The sequence below is a fragment of the Streptococcus iniae genome (genome assembly GCF_030732225.1).
Lineage (GTDB): Bacteria > Bacillota > Bacilli > Lactobacillales > Streptococcaceae > Streptococcus > Streptococcus iniae.
The window spans coordinates 1,479,184-1,503,688 of sequence record NZ_CP132230.1; the positions used below are offsets into that span (position 1 = coordinate 1,479,184).

General features: G+C 35.9%; 26 protein-coding genes. 4 read left to right on the plus strand and 22 right to left on the minus strand.

All coding sequences use genetic code 11. The annotated features are described in order from the left end of the window. Nucleotides 1–706: 706 nt before the first annotated feature. The 10 genes from Q9317_RS07285 to Q9317_RS07330 all read right to left on the minus strand — a co-directional run bounded on the left by Q9317_RS07285 (nucleotide 707) and on the right by Q9317_RS07330 (nucleotide 8,251). Complete coding sequence (locus Q9317_RS07285) at nucleotides 707–1,882, minus strand: IS256 family transposase (protein WP_003099060.1); 1,176 nt, start codon at nucleotides 1,880–1,882, stop codon at nucleotides 707–709. 175 nt (nucleotides 1,883–2,057) lie between these two features. Next, nucleotides 2,058–3,011, minus strand: a complete 954-nt coding sequence (locus tag Q9317_RS07290; protein ID WP_003098612.1) for an IS30 family transposase — start codon at nucleotides 3,009–3,011, stop codon at nucleotides 2,058–2,060. 98 nt (nucleotides 3,012–3,109) lie between these two features. Beyond that, nucleotides 3,110–3,376 carry a hypothetical protein gene (locus tag Q9317_RS07295; protein WP_259458747.1) on the minus strand — a complete coding sequence of 89 codons (267 nt, stop codon included), beginning with the start codon at nucleotides 3,374–3,376 and terminating at the stop codon, nucleotides 3,110–3,112. Between the two features lie 53 nt (nucleotides 3,377–3,429). Continuing rightward, complete coding sequence (locus Q9317_RS07300; RefSeq protein WP_003101424.1) at nucleotides 3,430–3,819, minus strand: hypothetical protein; 390 nt, start codon at nucleotides 3,817–3,819, stop codon at nucleotides 3,430–3,432. Between the two features lie 200 nt (nucleotides 3,820–4,019). Beyond that, nucleotides 4,020–4,496: an NUDIX hydrolase gene (locus Q9317_RS07305; RefSeq protein ID WP_003101426.1), complete on the minus strand. Its 477-nt coding sequence runs from the start codon at nucleotides 4,494–4,496 to the stop codon at nucleotides 4,020–4,022. A gap of 71 nt (nucleotides 4,497–4,567) precedes the next feature. Further along, nucleotides 4,568–5,467 (minus strand): GTPase Era, encoded by a 900-nt coding sequence (gene era / locus Q9317_RS07310; protein ID WP_003101428.1) that lies wholly within the window; start codon nucleotides 5,465–5,467, stop codon nucleotides 4,568–4,570. A gap of 127 nt (nucleotides 5,468–5,594) precedes the next feature. Further along, nucleotides 5,595–6,002, minus strand: a complete 408-nt coding sequence (locus Q9317_RS07315; RefSeq protein WP_003101429.1) for a diacylglycerol kinase family protein — start codon at nucleotides 6,000–6,002, stop codon at nucleotides 5,595–5,597. Next, on the minus strand, nucleotides 5,983–6,480 hold the full coding sequence (gene ybeY, locus Q9317_RS07320) for an rRNA maturation RNase YbeY (protein WP_003101433.1): 498 nt from the start codon (nucleotides 6,478–6,480) through the stop codon (nucleotides 5,983–5,985). The genes Q9317_RS07315 and ybeY overlap by 20 nt, the downstream gene beginning before the upstream one ends. A gap of 92 nt (nucleotides 6,481–6,572) precedes the next feature. Further along, a complete protein-coding gene (locus Q9317_RS07325; protein ID WP_003101435.1) occupies nucleotides 6,573–7,145 on the minus strand; it encodes a uracil-DNA glycosylase family protein in 573 nt (190 codons plus the stop codon). A 41-nt stretch (nucleotides 7,146–7,186) separates the two neighbouring features. Then, nucleotides 7,187–8,251, minus strand: coding sequence for a PhoH family protein (locus Q9317_RS07330; protein WP_003101437.1), 1,065 nt, complete (start codon nucleotides 8,249–8,251; stop codon nucleotides 7,187–7,189). Nucleotides 8,252–8,469: 218 nt separating this feature from the next. Here Q9317_RS07330 and Q9317_RS07335 point away from each other — a divergent pair, with 218 nt between their 5' ends. Then, nucleotides 8,470–9,807: an MFS transporter gene (locus tag Q9317_RS07335; protein ID WP_003101438.1), complete on the plus strand. Its 1,338-nt coding sequence runs from the start codon at nucleotides 8,470–8,472 to the stop codon at nucleotides 9,805–9,807. Between the two features lie 50 nt (nucleotides 9,808–9,857). Here Q9317_RS07335 and Q9317_RS07340 read toward each other — a convergent pair whose 3' ends face one another. From Q9317_RS07340 to rplK, 8 genes are all read right to left on the minus strand, one after another. Next, nucleotides 9,858–11,630: an oleate hydratase gene (locus tag Q9317_RS07340; protein ID WP_016356091.1), complete on the minus strand. Its 1,773-nt coding sequence runs from the start codon at nucleotides 11,628–11,630 to the stop codon at nucleotides 9,858–9,860. Nucleotides 11,631–11,800: 170 nt separating this feature from the next. Continuing rightward, the gene (locus Q9317_RS07345; RefSeq protein WP_017794750.1) at nucleotides 11,801–12,016 is read right to left on the minus strand and encodes a YozE family protein; all 216 of its coding nucleotides are present in this window, start codon (nucleotides 12,014–12,016) and stop codon (nucleotides 11,801–11,803) included. Nucleotides 12,017–12,026: 10 nt separating this feature from the next. Further along, the gene (gene msrA, locus Q9317_RS07350) at nucleotides 12,027–12,551 is read right to left on the minus strand and encodes a peptide-methionine (S)-S-oxide reductase MsrA (RefSeq protein WP_031239310.1); all 525 of its coding nucleotides are present in this window, start codon (nucleotides 12,549–12,551) and stop codon (nucleotides 12,027–12,029) included. A gap of 77 nt (nucleotides 12,552–12,628) precedes the next feature. Then, nucleotides 12,629–13,483, minus strand: a complete 855-nt coding sequence (locus tag Q9317_RS07355; RefSeq protein WP_003101451.1) for a CvfB family protein — start codon at nucleotides 13,481–13,483, stop codon at nucleotides 12,629–12,631. Between the two features lie 109 nt (nucleotides 13,484–13,592). Next, nucleotides 13,593–14,150, minus strand: a complete 558-nt coding sequence (frr, locus tag Q9317_RS07360; RefSeq protein ID WP_003101453.1) for a ribosome recycling factor — start codon at nucleotides 14,148–14,150, stop codon at nucleotides 13,593–13,595. 25 nt (nucleotides 14,151–14,175) lie between these two features. After that, nucleotides 14,176–14,910, minus strand: coding sequence for a UMP kinase (pyrH, locus tag Q9317_RS07365; RefSeq protein ID WP_003101454.1), 735 nt, complete (start codon nucleotides 14,908–14,910; stop codon nucleotides 14,176–14,178). Between the two features lie 148 nt (nucleotides 14,911–15,058). Continuing rightward, nucleotides 15,059–15,748 carry a 50S ribosomal protein L1 gene (gene rplA, locus Q9317_RS07370; protein ID WP_003101458.1) on the minus strand — a complete coding sequence of 230 codons (690 nt, stop codon included), beginning with the start codon at nucleotides 15,746–15,748 and terminating at the stop codon, nucleotides 15,059–15,061. Between the two features lie 104 nt (nucleotides 15,749–15,852). Beyond that, entirely contained in the window at nucleotides 15,853–16,278 is a 426-nt protein-coding gene (gene rplK, locus Q9317_RS07375) for a 50S ribosomal protein L11 (protein ID WP_003101459.1), read from the minus strand. Nucleotides 16,279–16,534: 256 nt separating this feature from the next. On the opposite strand from rplK, the gene Q9317_RS07380 reads away from it, so the two are divergent. Both Q9317_RS07380 and Q9317_RS07385 read left to right on the plus strand, forming a co-directional pair. After that, nucleotides 16,535–17,701: an IS30 family transposase gene (locus Q9317_RS07380; protein WP_003099776.1), complete on the plus strand. Its 1,167-nt coding sequence runs from the start codon at nucleotides 16,535–16,537 to the stop codon at nucleotides 17,699–17,701. A gap of 332 nt (nucleotides 17,702–18,033) precedes the next feature. Then, on the plus strand, nucleotides 18,034–18,384 hold the full coding sequence (locus Q9317_RS07385; protein WP_003101461.1) for a DUF3397 family protein: 351 nt from the start codon (nucleotides 18,034–18,036) through the stop codon (nucleotides 18,382–18,384). A gap of 29 nt (nucleotides 18,385–18,413) precedes the next feature. Here the strand turns inward: Q9317_RS07385 and Q9317_RS07390 are convergent, their stop codons facing one another. Further along, on the minus strand, nucleotides 18,414–20,819 hold the full coding sequence (locus tag Q9317_RS07390) for an FtsK/SpoIIIE family DNA translocase (RefSeq protein ID WP_003101470.1): 2,406 nt from the start codon (nucleotides 20,817–20,819) through the stop codon (nucleotides 18,414–18,416). A gap of 213 nt (nucleotides 20,820–21,032) precedes the next feature. On the opposite strand from Q9317_RS07390, the gene Q9317_RS07395 reads away from it, so the two are divergent. Continuing rightward, nucleotides 21,033–21,845, plus strand: a complete 813-nt coding sequence (locus Q9317_RS07395; RefSeq protein WP_305981538.1) for a peptidylprolyl isomerase — start codon at nucleotides 21,033–21,035, stop codon at nucleotides 21,843–21,845. 52 nt (nucleotides 21,846–21,897) lie between these two features. Here the strand turns inward: Q9317_RS07395 and Q9317_RS07400 are convergent, their stop codons facing one another. The 3 genes from Q9317_RS07400 to Q9317_RS07410 all read right to left on the minus strand — a co-directional run bounded on the left by Q9317_RS07400 (nucleotide 21,898) and on the right by Q9317_RS07410 (nucleotide 24,466). Beyond that, nucleotides 21,898–22,749: a metal ABC transporter permease gene (locus Q9317_RS07400; RefSeq protein WP_003101472.1), complete on the minus strand. Its 852-nt coding sequence runs from the start codon at nucleotides 22,747–22,749 to the stop codon at nucleotides 21,898–21,900. Next, nucleotides 22,743–23,471 carry a metal ABC transporter ATP-binding protein gene (locus Q9317_RS07405; RefSeq protein ID WP_003101473.1) on the minus strand — a complete coding sequence of 243 codons (729 nt, stop codon included), beginning with the start codon at nucleotides 23,469–23,471 and terminating at the stop codon, nucleotides 22,743–22,745. Before Q9317_RS07405 ends, Q9317_RS07400 begins: the two co-directional genes overlap by 7 nt. Nucleotides 23,472–23,536: 65 nt before the next feature. Next, entirely contained in the window at nucleotides 23,537–24,466 is a 930-nt protein-coding gene (locus Q9317_RS07410) for a metal ABC transporter substrate-binding protein (protein WP_003101474.1), read from the minus strand. Nucleotides 24,467–24,505 lie beyond the last annotated feature (39 nt).

The following is a 24,505-nucleotide window of genomic DNA, read 5'->3' on the forward strand; positions in this document are numbered from 1 at the left end:
AAAGGATAACAATCATTTTAATAAGTATGTACCTAAAAATAATTTCCATACTAATTAGAACAATTGTAGCTAGGCTATCGGTAGCAAAATAGCTTATCCAAAAATAACTGATACAATCCACTAAAAACCATATACTTAGTAGATAGATTATGTCAAACAAAGCCGATGTTGGAGGATTAATCACTAGTAAGACACTACATACACAAGTTGCCAGATATAGGAACTCTCTGTAATAAGCATCTAAAATAAGTTTAGTGATAGACAATTGGTAATGAAACAGAGTCTTACAGTGACTTCTTATGATTTCTTTAATTGTGCAAGGTATTTCAGCCATCAATCGATAGCTACTCCAAAAACAAATATAATTTAAGCCTAGCAACATGATGATTCTTATATAATTTATTCTTTGGCCAGCAAGTAAAGGAAAAGGATCTAGTAATTGATTTTCCACTAATTGAACAATATTAATATTCTGATCTTCATTATAGACAGTTAGTAATAGAAAACAGATGGTCCATGTGGTCATAATATTCAATAATCTAAGAAATATTTTATATAATATCATAGGCATTTTTACAATTTAAATAGATATAAAGGATGCAAGCTGGTAAATAAGTAGCAAAAATATTCCACAAATTCAAATTTCCATAGGAAGTAAGATACTGTCAATAATTTTGTGTAAACACAAGAGTAGAGTTTTTGAATATTAGTCAAATAAGCTATCAAGTGTGTCAAAACATACTCCGAATCCTTTATGAATACGAGCTCCGAACTTAATGTTATAGTCTTCGAAAATACTTACAAGGCATCGTTCTAAGGCTTCTTCATTTGGAAAAACCACCCTCTTCTTGCTTTGTCGCTTGATTTCTTTATTGAGTGATTCAATCAAGTTTGTAGAGTAAATACTAGACCAAATGTGATGTGGAAATTGATAGAAAGTTAGGAGATTTTCAGTTGTTTCAAGTGATGTCATAACCTTTTTGTAACGAGGTTTCCACTCAGAAACAAATTGTTCCAATAATTTAATAGCCTCCTGTAAATTTGTGGCACGATAAATCTGCTTGAACTGATTTAGAATAGGTGCCCTATCTACTCGTTTGACCTTACTGGAGATATTGCGACCAATGTGAACCAGACACCGTTGCTGTTTAGCCATTGGATAGGCTTGTTGGATGATTTGATCCACACCGTTAAGCCCGTCTGTAACAACTAGAGAAACTTGCTTAAGTCCTTGATTTTGTAGCCTCTTAAGAAGATCTGACCAAGAGACATTATTTTCATTAGGGGCAATCTCATAGCCAAGAACTGATTTATACCCTTCAGGCGTGATACCAAGTGCAATGTGAATACATTCTTTACTGACCGTACCTCGTCGCAAGGGTAAGTAAGTTCCGTCTAGATACAAGACTGAGTAGTTAGTTTGAAAGGAACGCTCATGAAAGGCAGTGACACTTTCTTGAGTCACTTTTGTGATATTTGACACCGTTGCTGGACTGTAGTGGTGACCATACATGCGCTCAATAATGTCACTGATTTCGCGTGTCGTAACGCCAGTTTGATAGAGTTTAATCACCATCTCTTCCAAGTGGTCATCTCGTCTAGCATAAGATGGTAATAAAACTGGTGAAAACTCGCCGTTTCGATCTCTTGGAATGATTAAATTGACTAAGCCATACTTCGTTTCAAACTGTCGAGAGTAGGTCCCATTACGGCTATTACCTGTATTGTAACCTTCTTTTTTATATGGCTCATATCCAAGGAAAGCTGATAGTTCAACCTGCAAGAGATCATTCATAGCTATTTCTAAAGAGGATCGAAAGAATTCATCAATATCTTGTTTTTGCGCTAGGAAGTTAAGTAATTCTGTGGTAAACTGAGTCATGGGAATAAATCTCTTTCTAGTGAAGTGTCGTAACTCTACTATACAGGATTTATTCCTTTTTTGTGTTTACACAAGATATTTTACACTACCAAGTACTTTTGAGATCTGCCTAAAAAATAGCGACAATACCTATTTTTTAGGTAATCATATATTTTAGCTAAATTTCAAGTCCAAGTTAGCCAGCGGTTAAAAACTCTTTAGGAGATTTGTAGTCTAATATTTTCTTAGGATAGTTGTTTATCCAATTTTCAATGAATGCGACCTCTCTTTGGGTCGTTTTCTTTGTTCCTTTAGGTAACCATCTTCTGATCAGTCTGTTATGGTTCTCATTCGTTCCCCTTTCCCAGGAAGCGTAGGGATGTGCGTAGTAGATATCTTCTTTTGGAAAGACAAGAGAAAGTCTGTTGAATTCAGTTCCGTTATCAGCTGTAATAGAGTGAATAGGGTGAGTCTTTACTATACTTTCTAAGGCATGATTGACCGACTGAGCAGACTTATCCGGAATGAGTCTGATAATCTGGTGACGACTACGGCGGTCTGTTAGAGTTAGTAGACATTCATTCTTAGCCCTTGTTAGAATAACCGTATCAATTTCATAATGCCCATTTTCAAGTCTACGATTAATCGCATCAGGTCTTTTCTCAATGGATTGACCAGCAGGTTTGAAACGAGGGCTAGCCTTCTTTGATTTTCCCTTTCTTTTCCTTGGATACAAGATGTGATCAGAATGGATGCCAAGGTGTCCGTTATGAATCCAATAATAGATGGTTGAAACAGGAACAGCTATACCTTTCGACTTCACCATCATTTCAGGTGAAAAGTTCTGCCTCATATAGTGCAGAATCCTCTCTTTCGTATCTTTATCCAAGCCAATAGAACGAATAGAATTTCGTCGTTTATTCTCATAGCTAGCTTGAGCGTAGTCAGCTTGATAAATCATTTCAAATTTACCTTTACGAATTTGTTGTCTGACAAGTCCTCGTTTAACCTCATTATGAATGGTTTGAGGCGCTTTACCTAGCAAGTTAGCGATGGCTCTATTGGACTTTCCTTCTGACTTCCATTTCTCGATGAAGTAACGCTCAGCTATTGTCAAATGTTTTCCTTTTGGTGTATAATGTTCATGCATCTCAAAGTGTCCTATCTTGTGTTTGTGGTGAACTACAAGTATATCTCTTTGAGATGTTTTTTCATACCCTCAGATGGCTAACTTCATTTTAGAACTTTCTAATCATATATTTTACCAATAAAAAGAATAAGCAAAGGTAGTAAAAATGCTTGAAAAAAATTATATTCAAAAAGACTATTATTTAATGACAAAAGTCCATAAATCAATTTTAATTTAACTGATTCTCCTTGAATTTGAACTAAGTCAAAAGCTTTGTCATCAAAAAATATCATATGAGAAATCACTTGATGATAAATTAATATGGAAAATACCAAACAAAGTAAAATATACCATTTTTTATAGGGCAATAATTTGAAAAGTATCATTTTTTCTCCTTTAATAGCGGGAATAACAAATAAACGTTATGATCTAAGTACTACTATTTTGAATCTGGAGACCAACTACCATCAATAAAGAATCCGTTATCCCAGAAGTTTTCTCTAGCTAAGTTTAAGTTATAAATATAATGACTTTTCGCAAAATTTGTGTACACACCTCTTTGACCAGTCCAAGTTAAATCAACATCACTTCTTCTAATCCCCTGAGAATTTGCTAGGTAATGTTTTACTCTAATTTGAGGCTTCTTTGAATCTAAATTAACAACATAGTAACTATCATTCATTTTTTTCAAATACCCTGTCCCTGTAAAGCTAGGTGTAATTCGAAATTGTGATAGTTGTCCAATCTGTCTAGATCCCGCAAATACACTGCTTGTTGAAATAAATATGCTAACTAATAATATAAAAAGACTAACTTTTCGTTTCCTCATCATGAACCTCATTTCTATTACTTTGTTATTCCCATATCTATCTATTCGAATTTTTTCTCATAACATTAATGTTTTGCCATTTAAATGATAAAATATATTTTACCATTGTTTTCTTTTTTTGCCTATAAGTCAATAATTTCAGGTTTTATAGGCAAAACAAAAAACACAGCATGTTTACTGTGTTTGATTACTATAATATCTCACCAGCCCAACTTAAAATCATCAGTTAGGTATTCTTTTAACATCAGTTGGTGTTTATCTGATAAAGTCACAAGCTCTGCTATTTCACTTGGTGAGAAGAATTTCAGTTTTAAAGTCTCTGTGTTGCTAAAGCTTTCAATATTAATTGGATGCTTTGCTTTAACGTGATAGAGACAGACCAATGTTTGGACCTGATCACCATTTGGATAAATTTCTTCGAAATTACTGTAAATATTGAGAAAACGAAGAACTTCAACTTGGATACCAGTTTCCTCATAAAATTCTCGAATACAGGTGTCTAAGGTAGACTCACCAAGTTCTTGAGCTCCACCTGGAATTGCCCAAGTGTGCTTATCTCCTCGAAGTTGAAGTAAAATCTGTCCATCCTCATTTTCTAAAATACCTCCTGCAAAAGTTAAAATAACCTTATCGTGTCCCACTTTAGAACGGATATATGAAATATAATCTTTAGTCATCTTTTCTTCATTATTCTAAAAACACCTCTAAATCCGTTTAACTTAGAGGTGTTTTATCCTATTTTCAATTGTTAATATTCTTTTTGGTTATAGCCAAAGTCTGCTAGGTCAAGTTTTTTATCACGCCAGTTCTTTTTAACTTTTACCCAAGTTTCAAGGTAAACTTTATCTCCCAACATGATTTCGATGTCACGGCGAGCCATTTTACCAATTTTCTTAAGCATGGCTCCTTGCTTACCAATAATAATGCCTTTTTGACTATCACGCTCTACCATTATCGTTGCACGGATATGAACTTTGTCAGTTTCTTCATCACGTTTCATTGACTCAATAACAACAGCAACTGAGTGAGGAATTTCTTGTTTGGTTAAATGCAAGACTTTTTCACGAATCATTTCTGAAACAAGGAAACGTTCGGGATGATCTGTGATTTGATCTTCTGGGAAGTATTGGAAGCCTTCATCTAAATTATCAGTCAATAACTGTAAGAGGGTTTCAACATTATTACCTTGAAGAGCTGAAATTGGCACAACTTCTTTGAAATCCATATGGCTTCTGAAATCATCAATTTGTTCCAAAAGTTGATCTGGATGTACCTTATCGATTTTATTAATTACCAAGATAACAGGAACTTTAGCAGCTTTTAGGCGTTCCATTATCATCTCATCGCCCTTACCACGTTTTTCATCAGCAGGAACCATAAACAAAACCGTATCAACTTCTCGCAAAGTACTATATGCCGACTCCACCATAAAATCACCCAAAGCAGTTTTAGGCTTGTGGATTCCAGGGGTATCAATAAAAACAATCTGCTCAGTCTCAGTAGTATAGATACCCATAATTTTATTACGAGTGGTCTGAGCCTTATCACTCATAATAGCAATTTTTTGCCCCATTACATGGTTTAAAAAAGTTGATTTTCCAACATTTGGTCGTCCTAAAATAGCAACGAATCCTGATTTAAAAGTCATTCTTAATATACAGAGGTACTGTCTTATTAGCCTTTAACAGCATCAAGTCTCACCTCTTCCTTTCTTTTCTTTGAACAGACCCTTGGTCTGTCATTGCTGAGCTTCTTAGCTCATGTGACACTAAAGACTATTTCCTAAAAAACATATAAATGAGTTTCGGTAAAAAAATAATTAATCCTGTAATAACAGCATATCCTGACATAACAAGAACTGCTCCTGCTGCCATGTCTTTTGCTTTTTTAGCAAGCATGGAGAAATGGTAGTCACTCGCTAAATCAACCACATTTTCAATGGCAGAATTGACAATCTCAAAAGCTATCACTAAAAAAATAGCTAAAAAGAGAAAGAGCCATTCTATAGCAGAAATTCTAAAAACAAGACCAGCTAATAAGGTTAAGATAGCCGAAAAAAGATGATTTTTGAGGTTTCTTTCTTCACCAATTGCCGTCACTATCCCTGTCAGAGCAAATTCTAAGCTGGACATAATGGTTCTGTTTTTCCATTTACGTTTGGAATTATTGTCGTTTAAGGCCATAAGCAGTCAAAATCTCTTCCTGTAGTGTGAACATTTCTTTTTCTTCTTCTGGCGTGTAATGATCATAGCCATTAATATGCAAAAAGCCGTGAACAGCTAAGAAACCCATTTCTCGCTCAAAGGAATGACCATACTCACTTGCTTGTTCTTTTGCCTTATCAATTGAAATAAACAATTCACCAATATAAGCATCAAACTCAGACAACATTTCTGCTAGTTCAGGATCATTTTCAAGATCAGCTTGGTCAAATAAAATGGGAGTCTCAGGTTTATATTCTAAGGAAATAACATCCGTTGGACGATCCGTATCACGGTATTCTAAATTCAATTCATGACTACGTTCGTTGGTCACAAATGTGACGGACATTTCTTTTTCTTCTTTTCCCATTTTTTGGGCGGCAAAGTTAAGCAAATCAGTTGTTTGCTTCATAATCTCTTGCGAAACAAAGCCTGTTTCGTCAATCATCTCGATATACATTTACGTCTTCTTTCAATTGATAGTATTGTCTTATTATACCATAAGCAGCTCAAAAAAGGGAATTCCCTCGCAAGTCTCCCAGTTGTCTCATTTTAAGATAGGATATCTCTTACTAATGCTTGTAAAGAAGGAATGACTTCTTCTAAAAACCAGGCATTCTTTTTCATCCAAAGCTGATTTCTAGGAGAAGGATGGACCAAAGGAAAAAAGTCAGGAAGGTAATCTTTATAGTGTTTAACCGTCTTCGTTAGGTTCTCTTGACAATTCTGTCCAAGATAGTATTTTTGTGCATAGTGTCCAACTAAAATAATCAGTTTTAAATCCGGCATAGTCTCAATAAGTTTCTGATGCCATTTTAGAGCAAAACCTTTCCTAGGTGGCAAATCACCAGACTTCCCTTTACCTGGATAGTAAAAATCCATAGGTAGAAAACCAAACAGTTGAGAATGATAAAAAGTGTCATTATCGACATCTAACCACTCTCTAAGCCTGATGCCACTTCGATCGTTCCAATAAAGCCGAGTTTCTTGCGCGATAATACCTGGTGCTTGACCTACAATCAAAATACGAGCCGTCCTAGGAGCCGCATAAAGCGGTTCAATTCCTTTTTCTGTATAAGATTGATTATCCTGATCAGCCATAATGGCTTTGAAAATATCATCCATAAGAACTCCTTTTAGAAAAAACTCTTCGTTAGAAGAGCTTTTTAGTGATTATCGACATCAGGCAATTGCCCAATAACCTCATAAGTTGTTAACCCTGATTTTTGAGCTTGAGTTTTTTCAGAATGGCTGGCGCTAATAAGTTCATCTTGCTCAGGCTTGTTTTCATAAGCTTTAATAATGCCAGCAACTACTGGATGTCTTACCACGTCTTTAGCTGAAAAATAGATAAAATCAATGGCCTTGATACCTTGTAGTTTTTGACTAGCATCAATCAGACCAGATTTAACTTGCCTTGGTAAATCAATTTGACTAATGTCACCATTAACAATCATTTTAGAATTAAAACCAAGTCGGGTCAAAAACATCTTCATTTGCATAATAGTTGTATTTTGCGCTTCATCTAAGATAACAAAAGCATCATCTAATGTTCTTCCACGCATATAAGCTAGCGGAGCTATTTCGATGATTTCTCTTTCCATCAAACGGCTTGTTTGTTCTTTTCCTAAAATCTGGTAAAGAGCATCGTAAACTGGTCGAAGATAAGGGTCTACTTTTTCTTTTAAATCACCAGGTAAAAATCCTAAACTCTCACCAGCTTCAACTGCCGGTCTCGTTAAAATAATGCGTTTTACCTGACCTTTTTTAAGGGCTGTTACAGCTAATGTTACGGCAAGGAAGGTTTTACCTGTTCCTGCTGGACCAATCCCAAAAACCACATCATGGTTTTTAACACTATCACTGTAATGTTTTTGTCCTAGAGTCTTAACTCTGATTGGCTTACCACTATTGTCTTTAATAATTTCTTCTTCATACAGTGCAACAAACTTATCAATCTTGTCATTTTCAGCCATTGACAAAGCTGTAACAAGGTCTGAAGTATTAACAATCATGCCACGACCAACAAGAATAAGGAGCGCTTGAATGGTCAATCTGGCTAATTCAACCGATTTTTGATCATCACCTATGACTTGCACACGCTCTGTTCTGGCATGGATAATCACTCCTAAATGATCTTCAATTAATTTTAAGTGACGCTCATTTGTGCCAAAAAGTGCCAGAACATCATCTGGGTGGTTTAGTGTAATATCAACAGAATACTCTTGCAAATAGAGTCCCTCTTTCTTTAGTTTCTTTTTTCTCTATTATAACAAATTTCTAGAAAATTAACTGAAATTACCTTTGTTTGAAACACTATCTTTTTCACATTTTCTCATTTTATTTTTATGAAAACGTTGACAATGTTTTATTTATTTGCTAGAATGTTAAATTGCAATGACACTTTAATGCGCATAATTGTCCAGCAAAACACTTAAAGGAGATATTTATGAATCATACTTATGAACAGGAACATCCAGAAAGCTTCTCACGGTTTTTAAAGCGCCAAAAAGTAGTCTTTCTAATTGCCTTTTTTGGTTATGTCTGTGCTTATTTAGTGCGCAACAATTTTAAACTTATGTCAAACACCATCATGATCACAAATGGATGGGATAAAGCTCAAATTGCAACCTTATTGTCATGCCTTACCGTTTCTTATGGTTTAGCTAAATTTTATATGGGAGCTTTAGGAGACCGTGTTAGTTTGCGAAAACTCTTTGCAACAAGTTTGGGAGCCAGTGCCTTAATTTGCATTTTAATTGGTTTTTTCCACACTTCCATGCTAACACTTGGCATTTTACTATTTCTTTGTGGTGTCGTTCAAGGTGCACTCGCTCCTGCTTCACAAGCTATGATTGCTAACTATTTCCCTAATAAAACTAGAGGGGGCGCTATTGCTGGTTGGAACATTTCACAAAATGCTGGTTCTGCACTTCTGCCTTTGACTATCGCATCTTTTACAAGTGCTGGTTTAGTTGTTCCTGAAACAGGAAATATTTTACTCGCATTCCTAATTCCAGGACTTTTCGTTCTCGTATTTGCCGCGATTTGCTGGAAATTCGGTGGTGACAATCCTGAGGCTGAGGGACTCGATTCTTTACGTACTATGTTTGGCGAAGCTGGTGAGTCAAATGTCGCTTCTGAAGAAGAAAAAAGTAACCTTTCTTATTGGCAACTGATTTGGAAATATGTTTTTTGCAATCCCTCATTACTACTTGTTGCTGCAGTAAACGTTGCTTTGTACTTTGTTCGTTTTGGTATTGAAGACTGGATGCCAATTTATTTAACAGAGGTTGCTAATCTATCTGAAGCTAAAATACATTTTGCTATCTCTATTTTAGAATGGGTCGCTATTCCTGGATCACTTGTTTTTGCATGGCTAGCTGTAAAATACCCCAATAAAATGGCTAAGATTGGTGCGATTGGACTCTTTGCTATGGCAGGTATCGTCTTTGTTTATGAGTACATCACAGCTAGTGGAGCCCCTGATTACGTCTTGTTACTCATCATCTCAGGTATCCTTGGCTCACTTATCTACGGGCCACAATTAATTGTTAATATCCTAACCATCAACTTCGTTCCATTAAATGTTGCTGGAACTGCCATTGGCTTTGTTGGTGTCACAGCTTATTTAATTGGCAATATGGGAGCAAACTGGTTAATGCCAATCTTAGCAGACAATTTTGGCTGGTTTTGGTCATATGTTGTTGTAGCTGGTTTATCTGCTTTCTCAGCTATCGGTTATCTATTACTTGCAAAACACGAAGAAGAATTAATTAAAGAATAGTAAAAAACACATCCGTTTTTGGATGTGTTTTCAGTTATAAATAATCTTTTTTAAATTAATTTTGCTTCTTTTAACAGTTCTTCCAGATAAGTTCCTTTAATTTTCTTACGCCCAATTTTTTCAATTAATTTTGGAATTGGTAAATCTAATTCTCCAAGTTGTTTATGGTCATTTAAATGGTAAACAGCTTGTAAAAGTGTTCGAATGTCATAGCAAGAATTAAAGACCTCTGGAACACCTCTTTCAACATCCAACAGGCTATAAACAGCTTCCATTGCGGTGCGAATTGAATATTCTGTGGTAAATACAGTATCTTTCGTTGGTGATTCTGCAAAATTACCAATAAAGGCTAAGTTAACAGAGCCATCAGGGATTACTTTTGGTCTATCCCCCATTACCCTAGGCATAAAGTAACTTGTGATATAAGGCATGTAAACTGGAACCGTATTAATGTATTCTTGAGCTGAAAGGGTCTTGATTTTATTTTCCGGAACACCTAAATGGTATAGTAATTCTTCTGTAATTTCACGTCCCGTACACTCTTCAATTTTTTTAGTTACAAAATTGCCTTCAACATTGGAGTAAAGTCCATAAATCCAAACAATTGTTTCATTGTCTTTTTGTTCTTTAAAATGAGGTTGTCTATGAATGGCAAAACTCATCATCCAATTAGAATCTGTAATGGTAATAATACCACCGGTATTGACTTTACCATCATGCAAATCACGATGAGTTAAACGTTCAATGTATGGTTCGATAGCAGGATCTTTGATTGTTGCAGTAGCTGAAACAAACCAACTTTTATCTGGAAGATTTTTGTAAAATTTCTTAGGATGTCCAAATGCATCAGATTGAGCAGCAAGATTTTCCCACAAATTCCATGAACCACCTAAGTCTTTTGTTGGTTTAGCAACAGTATCATGACTACCATAGGTTGTACTTTCTGTAATGGAACCATTTGTCACAAACACTAAATCATTTGGGCTAAGTTGACGTTTTTCTGCCTGGCCAGCAACAGTCATATGTAAGGCCGTTACCATTTTTTTGCCGTCTTTAAAATCAACACTTAAATTGGTAACCTTAGTATCAAATTGAATATCAACATGATGTGACTCAAGGTAACTAATAATTGGTTTTACCATAGAATCATATTGATTGTATTTATTGAATTTTAATGATGTAAAATCTGGTAAACCACCAATATGATGAATAAACCTCATGGCATAACGACGCATTTCAACAGCTGAATGCCATTTTTCAAAAGCAAACATTGTTGCCCAGTAAGTCCAAAAATTACTGTCAAAGAAAGCATCGGAAAAAACATCAGCAATGGTCAGTTCCCCTAAAGACTCTTCTGTTTTCATGACAAGACTAATGAGTTCTTTCGAGTGAGCACCAAGCGTAAACAAACCATCATCCTCTAAACGATGTCCTCTTTTATGAATAAGACGACAGTTAGAAGAATTCGGATCGTCTTTATCCAACCAATAGAATTCATCCAAATAAGAAGCACCAGGGATTTCAAGTGAAGGAATAGACCGATACATATCCCACATACACTCAAAATGATTTTCCATTTCTCGTCCACCACGAGTGACAAAACCAATATCAGGACGCTTAATACCATCTAAAGACCCACCAGACAATGGCAACTCTTCTAATATATGAATTCTCTCACCAGACATTTGACCATCCCTAATGAGAAAAACAGCTGCTGCTAATCCAGCTAAACCTGATCCAATAATATAGGCTGATTTGTCATCAACACCCTTTGGTTTTCTAGGTCTAGCAAAAGCCTCAAAATTTCCACTGCTATAATACATCGAAAATCCTCCTTATAAAAAATGATTTATATACCTGTATTTTACTCCTAAAACCATTCTTCTGCAGACAAAAAATGCTTTTCTAAGGAAGAATTTAGACATTTTTTAAAATGTGTCCAATTGATTAAAAAAAGCCTAGCCCAAAGACTAGGATATTAATAACAAGCATATCAATGACTCAAATAATCTTCCCAAATAGCATCAAATTGACCAAGATTAAATGAAAAACTGGCTTGATCTTCAAGATAAGAACTGATAATATCAAAATCATCCGTATGTTTAGGAAATGTGGTTTCATCAAAAGCTAAATCTGCTAAAATAGCAACCGGCTCATCAGATTTAGGATTACGTTGCGTCATCAACCAGCTATAAAATGATTTTCTCAAGGGACTTACTCTACCTCTTCTCTTTGTTTTGCCATGTACGCTCTAAAAAATCATGCCTGATTTTGCTTGATTGGGCATAGCGTTCTGGATTTTTTCTGTAAAATGCTTGATGGTATTCTTCTGCGGGATAAAATGGCTGTGCTTCTTCAATTGTTGTCACAATTGGAGCATCAAAAATAGCTGCTTGAGCTAACTCCTTCTTAGATTGCTCTGCCAATTCTTTTTGAGACTGATTCAGATAAAAAATAACCGGGCGATAATTATCCCCACGATCCTCAAATTGCCCCATGGCATCCGTTGGATCAGTCATTTGCCAATACAAATCAAGTAATTCTTTATAGGTAACTTGAGACGAGTCAAAAATAATTTCAACAGCCTCAGTATGACCTGTTTGTTTTGAGCACACTTGCTCATATGTCGGATTTTCGGTGTGTCCAGCAGTATAACCACTACGAACAGAAAGAATCCCTTCCTTTTCTTCAAATGGTTCTACCATACACCAAAAACAACCGCCGGCAAAAATTGCTTTCTCCAATGTCTGTGTCATAAGAATCCTCCTTATTTGTTGATTTATTGTAACAAAAAACTTTGCAGACTGCAAAGTTTTTTGGTTTATAGTAATTCTGTTCCATTCACATCTTGTTTGATTTTCTTAACTTTCATTAAACCACCAAGTGCTTTTTTGAATTGCCCTTTTGAAATCCCAAAAGTTGCTTTAATATCATCAGGATGAGATTTGTCATTTAAGGTCATAAAACCGCCATTTGATTCCAAATAAGTTAGAATCATTTGAGCATCATTTTCAAGCATTTCAAATGAACGAGGTTTCAATGATAAATTTAATGTGCGATCAACTTCTCTAAACCCAATAACACGGGCATCTAAAACTTGGCCCAAGCGTGGTTCATTATAGCGTTCACTTGGATGGATGTAACCAAGCATATTGTTCTCAGGTAAATAAACAAATGTACCATTCATTTTTAGACGATAAACAATCGCCGGCCAATTTTGATTTTGCATGTTGTTATAAGCAGGATCTGACATCTCTTGAAAAACTTCCGGCTGAGCTGGAATAGCCCACATGCGTTCTTTGCTATCGACTTCTAATCTGACATAGAGTTTATCACCTTTTTTAGGCCATAATTCTTTCATTTCAGGTAATAAGTCTAAAGACACAACAACTTCCTTATCAGGTAAGCCAATATCCAGAAAAACCCCTAGATCACGTCGGATATCAGTCACCTGCCCCCAACCATAAGAATCAAGTCCTGCGTTAATAGGTTTTGTTGTTAAACGTAATTTTTGCTTTATGTCTAAATAAGCAAACCCTGTCACCATTTGTCCAACTTCATGCTCACCTTCTGCTTTAGCAAGGTTGAATATAAACCCGTCTTTTTGAACAAAATAGGAATGGTCATTTTCATCTCTAATCAAACCTGTAATTGTTGTTGCTAATAAATCGTTCATTCTTTTTTTCTTTCTAGAAAAACTAGGCCACCTTCAAAAACAAGAGTTTCTGAAATGATGACCTACCTCCTTTTTATTTTCCTGTTAACCCTATTAGGGCAGTCTATAATTAAACTTCTAAAAGTTCTTTTTCTTTGTTAGCAGTCATGCTATCAATGTGTTTGATAGCATCATCAGTAGCTTTTTGAATATCTTTTTCCAATGATTTCAATTCATCTTCAGTGATTTCTTTAGCTTTTTCTTGTTTTTTTGCTTCTTCCATAGCATCACGACGGATATTACGGATAGCAATTTTTGCATTTTCACCAACTTTTTTCACATCTTTGGCTAGACTCTTACGTGTTTCTTCAGTTAAAGCAGGAATAACCAAACGAATAACAGAACCATCACTTGATGGTGTAATTCCTAGGTCTGATGCATTAATGGCACGCTCAATTTCTTTAATTGATGATTTGTCAAATGGTGAGATGAGCAATACACGTGCTTCTGGAACAGTGATTGATGCCAACTGGTTAAGAGGTGTCATTGCACCATAATATTCAACTTGAATACGGTCTAATAAACTTGCATTCGCACGACCTGCACGAATACCTGCATATTCTCGTGATAACGAGTGATGTGATTGCTCAAAACGTTCGTTTGCTTTTTCAATAATTGGGTTTGCCATTTTTAGTTTTTCTCCTTGTTTTCTGTTATTGTTCGTCGTTTGCTTTGTTTGAAACCGTTGTTCCGATATGTTCACCAAACACAACACGTTTTATGTTGCCTGTTTCATTCATATTAAAGACAACTAAATCAATATCATTATCCATTGACAGAGTTGATGCTGTTGCATCCATGATTTTAAGCCCGCGTTTAATCACTTCACCATGGGTTAATTCATCAAATTTCACAGCATTAGCATCTTTTCTAGGGTCTGCATTGTAAACACCATCGACACCATTTTTAGCCATAAGAATAGCGTCAGCTTCAATTTCAGCAGCTCTTAAAGCAGCAGTCGTATCTGTTGAGAAATAAGGGGAGCCAATTCCAGCACCAAAAATAACAATACGACTTTTTTCTAAATGGCGAAGGGCACGCCCACGAATATAAGATTCAGCAACATTTTGCATTGGAATTGCAGTTTGAACACGAGTATCAACACCATAATGTTGCAAACTATCAGCCATGACAAGAGCATTCATAACAGTTCCCAACATACCTGTGTAATCTGCTTGAACACGGTCCATGCCAGCTGCAGCAGCAGGTTCACCTCTCCATAAATTTCCACCACCGATAACAACAGCAATTTCAACACCTGATTGATGAACTTCAGCAATTTCTTTAGCGATTGACTGTACTGTTGGAATGTCAATACCAACACCTTTGTCACCTGCAAGTGCCTCACCAGATAGTTTGATTAAAATTCGTTTATATTTTGGTTCCACGTTTATGTTCTCCTTATTTTGTCCTTACTATTCTACCACAAATCATAGAAATTTAATAGGCGAATAACTGAGACGACCTTACAATTTTTTTCATTTTCTGAAAGTCTTTCGACAAAAAAGACCATCCTAAGATAGTCTTTAAAAGTTATTATAATGAACTTGGATCAACTTTAATACCAACACCTTGTGTTGATGTAATTGAAACGTTAGTCATGTAAGTACCTTTTGCTGTTGATGGTTTAGCTTTAGCCATAACATCGTTGAATGCTTTAAAGTTTTCAACAAGTTTATCAGCGTCAAATGATACTTTACCGATGATAGCTTGAACGTTACCAGCTTTGTCGGCACGGTAAGTGATTTTACCACCTTTTGATTCTTCAACTGCTTTAGTAACATCCATAGTTACAGTACCAGTTTTAGGGTTTGGCATCAAGTTACGAGGTCCAAGGACACGTCCAAGACGTCCAACGATAGCCATCATGTCTGGTGTTGCAATAACAACATCAAAGTCAAGCCATCCACCATTGATTTTAGCAACAAGATCATCTTCACCTACGAAGTCTGCTCCAGCAGCTTTTGCTTCTTCAGCTTTTGCACCACGTGCAAATACAAGCACACGTTGTGTTTTACCAGTTCCGTTTGGCAATACCATTGCACCACGGATTTGTTGGTCAGCTTTACGAACATCAATGTTCAAGTTGTATGCAACTTCTACAGATGCATCAAATTTTGCGAAGTTAGTTTCTTTTACGAGTGCTACAGCTTCTTCTACGCTGTATGCTTTAGTGCTATCTACTTTTTCAAGTGCTGCACGCATTTGTTTGCTTTTTTTAGCCATTTTTAAATTCTCCTTGTAATGTGGTCATATCGATTTGCTTTAAAATCTCCCACGTCACTCATCTCTTATGATGAAGTCGTGCGGGTAATAGGGTCTCTTACTGATTAGTCAGCGATAGTGAATCCCATAGAACGAGCAGTACCTTCGATCATACGCATTGCAGACTCAATGTTTGCAGCGTTTAAATCTGGCATCTTAGTTTCAGCAATTTCTTGTACTTGCGCACGAGTAACTGATGCAACTTTAGTTTTGTTAGGTGTACCTGATCCTTTTTCAACTCCTGCAGCTTTTTTCAAAAGAACAGCAGCTGGTGGTGTTTTCGTTACAAATTCGAATGATTTATCTTCAAAAACTGTGATAACAACTGGGATGATCATTCCAGCTTGGTCAGCTGTACGAGCATTAAATTCTTTAGTGAATCCCATGATGTTGATACCTGCTTGACCAAGGGCTGGTCCAACTGGTGGAGCTGGAGTTGCTTTACCAGCAGGGATTTGAAGTTTTACAAGTTTTTCGACTTTTTTAGCCATTTTTAAAATCCTCCTGTTGTGGTTTTGGCGGTAATTAAGATTTTTACCTCCCACATATATGCTATAGCATACCTTACTATTATACATCAAAAATAATTTTTTTCAAGTAAAAAATCATTGGTTCAGTAAAAAATCGACTAATGTAATTTCTCAAAGTAAGTTCCACTTAGGGTTAAAAACCGGAAGTTAGTGTGAGAAGGATTTTTATGGTGGAATTAAGTCTGAGACGTTTGAGTTAGAAATGAGAATATCTATCTTGACAAAACATAAACACTTAACCCTCTCAGACCGTAACGACGTCCAATCAGGTTTGGATAGAGGAGAAACCTTTAAATCCATTGGACTAAAACTCCAGAAAGACCCTACTACAATCGCTAAGGAAGTCAAACGAAATAAGCAATTCAGAGATGGTTCTAAGAACTGTCTAGATTGTCCCCTCTTGAAAAAAGCTCCCTATGTTTGTAATGGGTGCCCAAAAAGGAGAATCAACTGCGGTTACAAGAAAATCTTCTATTATGCTAAGCAAGCTCAGAAAAACTACGAACAACTCCTTGTCCAAGCCAGAGAAGGTACTCCACTTAATAAAGAAACCTTTTGGGAGATGGACAAGGTAGTTTCTAAAGGAGTCAAAAAGGGACAGCGTATCTATCACATCCTCAAAACAAATAAGCTTGATGTCAGTTCTTCAACTGTTTATCGCCATATCAAGAAAGGCTACTTATCTATCGCACCTATCGATCTGCCTAGAGCTGTGAAGTTCAAGCAAAGACGTAAAATGACGCTTCCTCCTATTCCCAAAGCCAACAAAGAAGGGAGACGTTACGAGGACTTCTTAGACTACATGAACCAGACAGAACTCAGCTCCTGGCTTGAGATGGATACAGTCATTGGACGGGTTGGAGGAAAGGTTCTTCTGACTTTCAATGTCTCCTTTTGTAACTTCATCTTTGCCAAACTGATGGACTCTAAAACAGCTATTGAGACAGCTAAACACATCCAAGCCATTAAGAGGACACTCTATGACAATCATGTGGACTTCTTTGAGTTATTTCCAGTCATCCTAACAGATAACGGGGGAGAATTCGCTAGAGTAGATGAAATCGAGATTGACGTCAAAGGACAGTCTCAGCTCTTCTTCTGTGACCCAAACCGTTCTGACCAAAAAGCTAGAATCGAGAAGAATCATACCCTCATCAGAGATATACTTCCCAAAGGAACATCATTTGATACGCTAACTCAAGAAGATATCAATCTAACCCTATCGCATATCAACAGCGTGAAAAGGCAGTCTCTAAACGGAAAGTCTGCTTATGAACTATTCTGCTTTACATATGGAGAAAATGTCGCCAGTCTACTTGGCATTACTAAAATTCCGGCAGCGAAAGTCTGCCAATCTCCGATACTCTTGAAAGACAAAATCTAATATAAAAATATAAATCTAATTCCCTCAAACGTCTCACACTAACTTCCACCATAGCGGAACTTAATCTGAAACGCTTTCAGATGAGGAGGTTTTCTTGTACCCTTTTTTTGCGATTTTTAACTCTGAAAACCTATGAAATCAAGCATTATAAAAACCAACGGAAGAAGTCTGAGACGGATTTTCGTTGGTTTTTATTGGTTTTTATCAGACTAAATTCCATTTCTACTAGAGGTGGAACTTACTTTGAGAATTTAGCAAAAAATGTCACCTATCACCATTAGAAAAACGGAGAATAAATTTACAAATCATCTAAAAGAGTATAAAATAGAATTATGATGACTTATAAATTGATAGCCTTGGCTTTTATTATTTTAACACCACTTTTTTCACATATAATGGTTTCTTTTTTTAGACTAGGAAGATATGGTCTTAAATTTCCGGACCTTGCTCTTGTCTTTTTTGGTTTAGAACTCTTTTTAGTATCTGGTAAATTTTTATCACATAGTCTCTTGCCTCATTATCTAATAATGATGTCGCTTCTAGCCTTGATTATTACTTTAATATTGGTTTTCAAAAGTCAGCAATTTACCTACCACAGATTTATGAAACTATTTTGGAGAATTGGTTTTCTCATCACTTCTTTGTCTTACATCCTTTTAGCTTGTTACGTTTTTATAGTATAAAAAAATCTTGGCCATGCGGCTAAGATTTTTTAGTTTGTTTGTAATACCTTGCGTGGTTTTGTTCCTTCAGCAGGGCCAATAACTCCAGCTTCTTCCAATTCATCCATTAATCTGGTTGCACGGTTAAACCCAACCGACAAGCGTCTTTGAATCATTGAAGCTGAAGCTTTTTGTGTTTCTAAAACAAGAGCTTTCGCTTCTTCAAATAAAGGATCTCCTTCTGATACATCTCCTGAAACAGAAGCCATATCTGCCTCTGTGACTTCACCAGGATCAAAGGACTCATCATAATCAGCCTCAGCTTGTTCCTTAATGAAACCAACAATACGTTCAACATCATCATCTGAAATAAAGGACCCTTGCAAGCGAACAGGATGGTTCTCATCTATAGGTTTAAAGAGCATATCACCACGGCCTAGCAGTTTTTCCGCACCGTTAACATCTAAAATGGTCCTACTATCAGTACCAGATGATACCGCAAAAGCAATTCGAGATGGAACATTGGCTTTAATTAAACCAGAAATAACATCAACAGATGGCCTTTGTGTTGCAAGAATCATATGAATACCAGCAGCACGGGCTTTTTGCCCTAAACGAATAATAGCATCTTCAACTTCTTTACTTGCTACCATCATCAAGTCAGCTAATTCATCCACAATAACAACAATTAATGGCAAAGGAATTTGCTTTTGTTCTGATTGACTGTTATATTCTTCGACTTTAGCATTATATCCTGCAATATTGCGAACCCCTACTTTACTAAAGAGTTCATAACGGTTTTCCATTTCATCAACAACTTTTTGCAAAGCCTTGCTGGCTTTACGAGGATTTGTAACAACTGGAATGAGTAAGTGAGGAATATCGTTATAAACGGAAAGTTCAACCATTTTAGGATCAATCATCAAGAATTTGACTTGATCAGGTCGTGCTTTCATCAAAATACTTGAGATAATGCCATTAACAGCAACTGATTTCCCAGAACCTGTTGAACCAGCAACTAGTAGATGAGGCATTCGTGTTAAATCAAAGCTTCTGGCCATACCATTAACTGCTTTTCCAAGAGGGACTTCTAGAAGCTTATCCTCAGATGTATTAGACTGCTCCCAAAGTTCTCGGAATGAAACTGTTGCAATTTCTGAATTTGGCACTTCAATACCAACAAGGGACTTACCAGGAATTGGAGCTTCAATACGAACATCTTTTGCAGCAAGTGCTAAAGCTAAATCATCTGAAAGATTCGAAATTCTATTGACACGTACCCCAACGGCGGGCTTAATTTCATATTTTGTTACAGATGGCCCAATTTCAGCACGCTCAACCTTAACGTCTATTCCAAAACTCTTGAAGGTATCTTCAAGAACTGTAATATTTTTACGCACAAGATTTTTTTCTTTAGATTGATTTTTAGGCTTGTCAGGTGCAAATAAGTCAATAGTTGGTAATTTATAAAGAAGATTTGCTTTAGGTGTGAAATCCACCACAACCGGCTCATCATCACTTTCTTCTTCACTATTATTATTCTGTGGAACTCTTTCCTCTTGAATTTTTAAGCTTAAACTTCCATCAAAGTCATCCAAGGAAATGGTTTCCTCATCACTATCTGGATGAGAGTGATAAGCAATAATTTCTGGCTCAGAAGCTATTGTGTCAAAAGAAGCTTGCTCATCAAAAATCTCACCTGTTTCTGGATCGACTGAAAGAGGCGTTCTCTCAAGAGCTGAGAGAGCTTCTTCTCTTCCTTTTTCTTGCTCCAGTCGCTCGTTTTCAAGTCGTTCTTGCTCTGCCAGAGCCTTCTCTTCTTCTCGCTTGATAAAACGTTGCTCTTTTTTTTCTTGATGTTTCAAATGAAGTTTATAGATCACATTTTTAAAGAAATTGGAGACATCATAAACATCCCATGGTGTCATCAAAAATAAACCTAATAGAATGACTAGACCACCAATCAAAAAGGCCCCTAGGTTTGAAAAGAGAAAAGAAACCGGTTTATAGATGAGTGCCCCAAACATGCCACCACCCAAAAAGGCATCGACTTTAAACTGTAGTAAATCTGCCATTATTAAACGAGCCGAGCTTGTGAAAACTTCTTTGTCTTTTAAAGCTGGAAAAGTAAAGAGATAAGCATGCCATTCAATAAGTAATCCTATAAAAAGAATAACAAAACCTGCTATAAAACCTTCTTTTTTTTGTAGCCATTTAAAGAAAAAAAGATGAATGACCATAGCAAAAATAAAGAGATAGGCCAGACTTCCTACCATAAATCGAATAACATTATACGCTGTCATTCCAAAAACCCCAAGTTTAAGGGCTGCAAAAACAAGAACAATACCTGTTAAAATAGAAAGAGCCATTCTTTTAAGTGCTCTTTGTTTGTCAATATCTGCTTTAGTGAGTCGCTTTTTCTTAGCAACTTTTTTACGTTGATTTCTTTTAGCCATGCACCTATTATACCATGTTTTGATAATTATTAAAGATGACTTTGTTTTCAGAAGTCTTCAACTCAAATTATCTTGATAACCTCCTTTCGTTTATGTTTCAGTTTAGTTTTGACTATTATACTAAGTAAGAACGTTGATAAAAAATACTCTCTATCCCTTATTTTTCCCTAAGATTTGTGGTAAAATAAGATAAAATCACTACAAGGAGATCCCATGAAAAAATGTCTTTCCCTGACTTTAATCTTAGTCAGTTTAGTCAGTTTAGTCAGTTTAAGTGCTTGTCAATCTGTTAATCGTGCCATTAAAGGCGATAAATATGTCAATGAAAAAATGTCCAAGGACAAAGCTGATGCCGATGCTAAAGCTTATGAGAAAAAAGTCAAAAAAGCACTCACTGCTCCACAAAGTGCTTTTCCTCAATTGACGAAAGAAGTTTCTAAAGATGAAGCCAAAGTTATTTTAAAAACAAGTCAAGGGGACATTACCCTCAAACTTTTCCCAAAAATTGCACCATTAGCAGTTGAAAACTTTTTGACACATGCTAAAAAGGGCTACTATAATAACGTTAGTTTCCACCGTGTCATCTCAGAATTTATGATTCAAACAGGAGACCCAAAAGGTGATGGAACAGGCGGACAATCTATTTGGTACGGTAAAGATAAAAAGAAAGATGCTGGAAACGGCTTTAAAAACGAAACATCACTTTACCTTTATAACTTACGTGGTGCACTAGCAATGGCTAATGCTGGACCAGATACAAATGGCAGCCAGTTCTTCATTAACCAAAATACACAAGACCAAAGTATGACACTCTCTGAAGATAATTACCCTAAAGCCATTATTGAGGCTTATAAAAATGGTGGGAATCCAAGTCTTGACGGTGGCTATACAGTCTTTGGCCAAGTGGTTGATGGCATGGATGTTGTTGATAATATCGCAAGCACAAGTGTGGACGAAAAAGACAAACCTCGCCAAGACATTACAATCACATCTATTGATATTCAACAAGATTACAACTTTAAGTAATAAGCAAAAAATCTGAGGCAATTCAAAGTTGCCTCAGATTTTTTTCATTTGTTTAATGTCTATTTTTACTAACTAGTCCATTTTTTAGGAAGCCTTGTTTGGGTGAAATAACAAAGCTAATAGCAAATATAATTGCTGATGTCAAAACGATGCTTGAACCTGCCGCAATATTAAAACTATAGCCAATAAAGAGGCCTAAAAAAGAACTTAATGCCCCTAAAGTAGATGATAAGATAAGCATCTTTTTAAGGCTTGTTGCATAAAGATAGGCTGTTGCAGCTGGTGTGATTAACAAAGCGACAATTAAGATGGTACCAACACTTTGCATAGCAGTGACAGCAACTAAAGTTAATAGAACCATCAATAAATAATGGTAAAAGCCAACTCGATACCCCATTGACTTAGCAAGCACTGGGTCAAATGACGTTAATAATAATTCTTTAAAGAAAAGAACAATAACAGCCAAAACAAGAACTGAGACGACAATTGTCATCCATTTATCACTATCTTGAACCGCCAGAATATTCCCAAATAAAATATGGAAAAGATCTGTTGAACTATTGGCTACACCAATCAGTATAACCCCTAAAGCCAGAAAGGAACTAAAGGTAATGCCAATTGCCGTATCCCCTTTAATCACGCTATTTTCTTTGATAAATGTGATTAAAAGTGAAGCTATTAGCCCAAAAACAACTGCTCCAATAAAGAAATTAATCCCTAAAATGTAGGACAAAGCTACCCCAGGAAGAACAGCATGTGAAATAGCATCCCCCATCAATGACATAGACCTCAAAATAATGAAACAACCTACTGCCCCAGAGACAATTCCAATAACAATTGCTGTTATTAAAGCATTCTGTAAAAAATGATAAGCCATCAAACCATCAATAAACTTCATTAACATGCTTTTTCTCCTTTTACAATTAAATCATTTCCATAAGTATCGGCCAAACTTTCAACCGTAAAGACCTCTTTAACTGGCCCATAAGCTTTGATTTCTTTATTTAATAGGATGACTCTGTCAAAATAGTAATCAACTTTACTCAAGTCGTGATGAACAACTAAAATCATTTTCCCTAAACTGCGCAGTTCTTTAAGCAAGTCCAAAATAATGGATTCACTGACAGAATCAATCCCCACAAAAGGTTCATCTAAAAAGATATATTGTGTTTCTTGAATAAGACATCTTGCTAAAAGCATTCGTTGAAATTGTCCACCTGATAATGCATTAATTGGCGCATCAGCATAGTCTTTTAAGCCCACTTGGTCCAAATAATGAAGAACTTTTTCGGATTCTTTAGCAGTTACTCTATGAAATAAACCTAATCTAGCATAAGTTCCCAATGCAACACATTCTTTAACCGTAATAGGAAAATGGAAATCAATCATACTTCGTTGCTCCACATAGGCAACTGTTGAGCCAAGATTTTTCCCATCACGTTCACCAATAGTTACCGTACCACTATAGTCCACAAGATTCAAAAGCGATTTAATGAATGTTGACTTTCCAGCACCATTTGGACCTATGATTCCAATTATGCCGGGACCTTCAATGCTAATATTCACATTATTCAAAGAATTTTCTTGTCCTTGATAACTAACAGACAAATTTTTTGTTTTAATCATCATACCCTCCTTAAAATAAAAGAAAGCACAAAATCAGGAAAAGAGACTGTGCTTTACTTCATATCTTATTTTGCTAAGCCTTCTGAAATTTTATCTAAATTCCATTTCATCATGGCATAGTAACTATCACCGTCTTGACCTTTTTTAGCAACTGAGTCTGTAAAAATCTCAGAGTAAATTGGAATACCACTGTCTTTTGAAACAGATTTCATTGGACGGCTATCAACACTTGATTCAACAAAGAGTGCTGATGGTTTTTTAGCTTTCAACTTCTCAATTAAACTTGAAATTTGGTCTGGTGTTCCTTCTTCTTCAGTATTGATTTCCCAAATATAAGCTGACGGCACTTTGTAAGCTTTTGAGAAATATTTGAAACAGCCTTCACTGGTAACAATTACTTTTTTATTGTCAGGAATTTTATCAAATGCAGATTTCGCTTCTTGGTCTAATTTTTCCAATTTAGCTACATAGGCATCCAAATTCTTTTGATAGTAGTCTTTATTTTCGGGATCTTTTGCCATTAATTGTTTAGCAATATTTTTGGAATAAATCACCCCATTTTCAAGGTTCAACCATGCGTGTGGATCTTCTTTACCTTTTTCATTTTCACCTTCAAGGTAGATCACATCAATACCATCACTGACTGCAAAATAGTCTTTGTTTTTGGTTTTCTTAGCATTTTTAACAAGTTTCGTAAACCAGGCTTGCCCACCATCTTCTAAATTAATACCATTGTAAAAAATGAGGTCTGCATTTGTTGTTTTTTCAACATCTTCTGGCAACGGCTCATACTCATGGGGATCTTGACCAATTGGGACAATACTGTGCAAATTAATTTTTTTACCTGCAATATTTTTTGTCATATCAGCAATGATTGAATTGGTTACGACAACATCAAGTTTCTTATCTTTAGAGGCTTGTTGTTGACTTGAGCATGCAGTTATACAAAAAATGGACAAGAGCATCGCAAAAGCTAGGCTTATTTTTTTAAACATTTCATTCTCCTTAATGTTATTTATCAAATTAATTAAGTG

What these genes read in the sequence shown, in the direction of transcription:
- Q9317_RS07390 (WP_003101470.1), bottom strand. Translation starts at nt 20,819, where the DNA reads ATGGCTAAAAGAAATCAACGTAAAAAAGTTGCTAAGAAAAAGCGACTC.
- ybeY (WP_003101433.1), bottom strand. Translation starts at nt 6,480, where the DNA reads ATGTATATCGAGATGATTGACGAAACAGGCTTTGTTTCGCAAGAGATT.
- Q9317_RS07405 (WP_003101473.1), bottom strand. Translation starts at nt 23,471, where the DNA reads ATGATTAAAACAAAAAATTTGTCTGTTAGTTATCAAGGACAAGAAAAT.
- Q9317_RS07355 (WP_003101451.1), bottom strand. Translation starts at nt 13,483, where the DNA reads ATGAACGATTTATTAGCAACAACAATTACAGGTTTGATTAGAGATGAA.
- Q9317_RS07335 (WP_003101438.1), top strand. Translation starts at nt 8,470, where the DNA reads ATGAATCATACTTATGAACAGGAACATCCAGAAAGCTTCTCACGGTTT.
- era (WP_003101428.1), bottom strand. Translation starts at nt 5,467, where the DNA reads ATGACTTTTAAATCAGGATTCGTTGCTATTTTAGGACGACCAAATGTT.
- Q9317_RS07290 (WP_003098612.1), bottom strand. Translation starts at nt 3,011, where the DNA reads ATGCATGAACATTATACACCAAAAGGAAAACATTTGACAATAGCTGAG.
- rplA (WP_003101458.1), bottom strand. Translation starts at nt 15,748, where the DNA reads ATGGCTAAAAAAAGCAAACAAATGCGTGCAGCACTTGAAAAAGTAGAT.
- Q9317_RS07340 (WP_016356091.1), bottom strand. Translation starts at nt 11,630, where the DNA reads ATGTATTATAGCAGTGGAAATTTTGAGGCTTTTGCTAGACCTAGAAAA.
- rplK (WP_003101459.1), bottom strand. Translation starts at nt 16,278, where the DNA reads ATGGCTAAAAAAGTCGAAAAACTTGTAAAACTTCAAATCCCTGCTGGT.
- Q9317_RS07315 (WP_003101429.1), bottom strand. Translation starts at nt 6,002, where the DNA reads ATGGCCTTAAACGACAATAATTCCAAACGTAAATGGAAAAACAGAACC.
- Q9317_RS07325 (WP_003101435.1), bottom strand. Translation starts at nt 7,145, where the DNA reads ATGGATGATATTTTCAAAGCCATTATGGCTGATCAGGATAATCAATCT.
- frr (WP_003101453.1), bottom strand. Translation starts at nt 14,150, where the DNA reads ATGGCAAACCCAATTATTGAAAAAGCAAACGAACGTTTTGAGCAATCA.
- Q9317_RS07285 (WP_003099060.1), bottom strand. Translation starts at nt 1,882, where the DNA reads ATGACTCAGTTTACCACAGAATTACTTAACTTCCTAGCGCAAAAACAA.
- Q9317_RS07410 (WP_003101474.1), bottom strand. Translation starts at nt 24,466, where the DNA reads ATGTTTAAAAAAATAAGCCTAGCTTTTGCGATGCTCTTGTCCATTTTT.
- Q9317_RS07385 (WP_003101461.1), top strand. Translation starts at nt 18,034, where the DNA reads ATGATGACTTATAAATTGATAGCCTTGGCTTTTATTATTTTAACACCA.
- Q9317_RS07305 (WP_003101426.1), bottom strand. Translation starts at nt 4,496, where the DNA reads ATGACTAAAGATTATATTTCATATATCCGTTCTAAAGTGGGACACGAT.
- Q9317_RS07400 (WP_003101472.1), bottom strand. Translation starts at nt 22,749, where the DNA reads ATGTTAATGAAGTTTATTGATGGTTTGATGGCTTATCATTTTTTACAG.
- Q9317_RS07395 (WP_305981538.1), top strand. Translation starts at nt 21,033, where the DNA reads ATGAAAAAATGTCTTTCCCTGACTTTAATCTTAGTCAGTTTAGTCAGT.
- Q9317_RS07295 (WP_259458747.1), bottom strand. Translation starts at nt 3,376, where the DNA reads ATGATACTTTTCAAATTATTGCCCTATAAAAAATGGTATATTTTACTT.
- Q9317_RS07300 (WP_003101424.1), bottom strand. Translation starts at nt 3,819, where the DNA reads ATGAGGAAACGAAAAGTTAGTCTTTTTATATTATTAGTTAGCATATTT.